The 1,820-nt window shown below is 67.0% G+C and carries 1 protein-coding gene; it reads left to right on the top strand.

The window, feature by feature from the left end; all coding sequences use genetic code 11:
- The first annotated feature begins 75 nt into the window (after nucleotides 1-75).
- Complete coding sequence (locus tag BLV24_RS21290; RefSeq protein ID WP_176954881.1) at nucleotides 76-1,497, top strand: tyrosine-type recombinase/integrase; 1,422 nt, start codon at nucleotides 76-78, stop codon at nucleotides 1,495-1,497.
- Nucleotides 1,498-1,820 lie beyond the last annotated feature (323 nt).

Raw genomic sequence — 1,820 nt, 5'->3', positions numbered from 1 at the left:
TCTCTCCGCCAACACCCTTATGCTATTGATAGTTAATAGAAAATCGGGATGGACACATCGCCGCTGAGGTCCGTCTTGTACCACAAGGACGGCGGCGATGGCGACATGAGCTACCTGTTGCAGCCGAGGGGCAAAGGCTGGGTATTCCGGATGGAGACCCCGAAGTCTCTGGTGGGCACGCCGAACCCGTGGACCGGGCGACCTTTCGGTCGTGAGATCAAGAAGGGCCTCGGGACTCGCCTCAAGCGCGAGGCCATGCGCCAGCGAGACCTCGTCCTCGGTCAGGTCCGTGAACTCGAAGCCAGCGCCAGACGTGGTCAGCACTTCGCTGCAGAGGCTGCCGAACGCTGGCGGCAGGCGCTCCTCGACCACGACAAGACCGCATCCGGCGACCCGGACGAGTGCAACCCTCGCGATGTCCTGTTGGACATGGTCGAGCGAGACGAGCGCCTCCCCAAGGGGCGCCGGAACTCGACGCAGCAGGAGCTTGAGGCATTCGCCGCGGTGGCGGTCCGGTCGGAGCTTCTCCTCGCCGACGCACTGCCGCGCTACCTTCGTGAACGCGGGGAAGATGCCCGGCTGCAGGGTTACGCGGTCCTCCGGCCTTCGACCCGGCAGGATGTGAAGGCCGCCGTCGCCTACCTTCTCGAACACGAGGGGCCGTCGCTCACGCTGACCGACGTGGACCACGAGAAGGCTCGACGCCACCTGCAGGACCACCTTCCCCAGCGCAAGTCGCCTCGCGCGCCCCAAGGCATGTCCCGCAAGACCGTGGAGAAGCACCAGACCCTGCTGGTGGGCCTTTGGAACTGGGCCATCGAGCGGGGACTTCTCGACCGGAACTCGGACAACCCGTGGGTGCTGAAGCGCACCGTCCGGTTGGCCAAGGACACGGTGCAGGGACGCGAGGACTTCTCCGGCGAGGAGGTCGTCAAGCTTCTCGCCGCCTGCCCTCGGGGTGGTCGAATGGGAGACGCGATGCGGCTGGCCTTGGTCACGGGCTGTCGGTCGGATGAGCTGGGACAAGTTCGCCTGACCGATCTGGATGGCGATGGGCGGGGCTTCCGTATCCGCGAAGGCAAGACCGAGAACGCCGCCCGGTGGCTTCCGTTGCCCGAGGTCGTGCAGGAGCTGGTGAGCGCGCGTCTCGCGGCGTCGCCATCGAACGCGGACGGCCGGTTGTTCTGGGACTGGCCGGTCCGCCCCAGCAACGGGAAGTGCGCCGCTCTGCCTCAGGCTTTCACGAGGGTCCGGCGGGAGGTTCTGGGGGTAGGGACGGATGGTCGGCTGGCCTTCCACAGCTTCCGTCACACATGGCGCACGCGGGCGCTTCGGGCGGAGCTGAACGATCACCTCACGAACGCGCTGGGGGGCTGGAAGGGGGAGAAGTCCTCGTCGTCCCCCTACGCCCACGGCTTCGAGGATGAGGCGCTGAGGGCGGCTCAGGAGAAGATTGCGGAGCGGATGAAGGTGGCCGGATACCTCGTGGGGCTCTGAGGGTCCGCCAGAGGCCCGTAGTCGGGCGGTGAGCGGCCGCTCGGTGTCGCGGGTCTGGCATTCGGAGCCGATGCGCTGCCGGGGGTGCTGCGCGCTCCTGTGGCCTCCACCTCTCGGGCCTCTCCTGCTGCGCCTCCATCATGAGGTGGGCTTCCGACGTCCTGACTGACATTCCCCCCGTTCCGCGCCTCATCGCCATGGTTGCCGCGCCAGCCCCGGCTTGCCATGGTGCCCCGGTTATCCGGTCGGTCCGAACTCCAGGAGATTTCCCCCGTGTCCCATGCCGACCAAAGCGAGCTCTCCAACCTCATCTGGTCCCTCGC

The organism is Albimonas donghaensis (assembly GCF_900106695.1).
In the GTDB taxonomy this organism is placed as follows: domain Bacteria; phylum Pseudomonadota; class Alphaproteobacteria; order Rhodobacterales; family Rhodobacteraceae; genus Albimonas; species Albimonas donghaensis.
The sequence above is the reverse complement of the archived record's forward strand: the minus strand, read 5'-3'. Positions and strand labels throughout refer to the sequence as shown.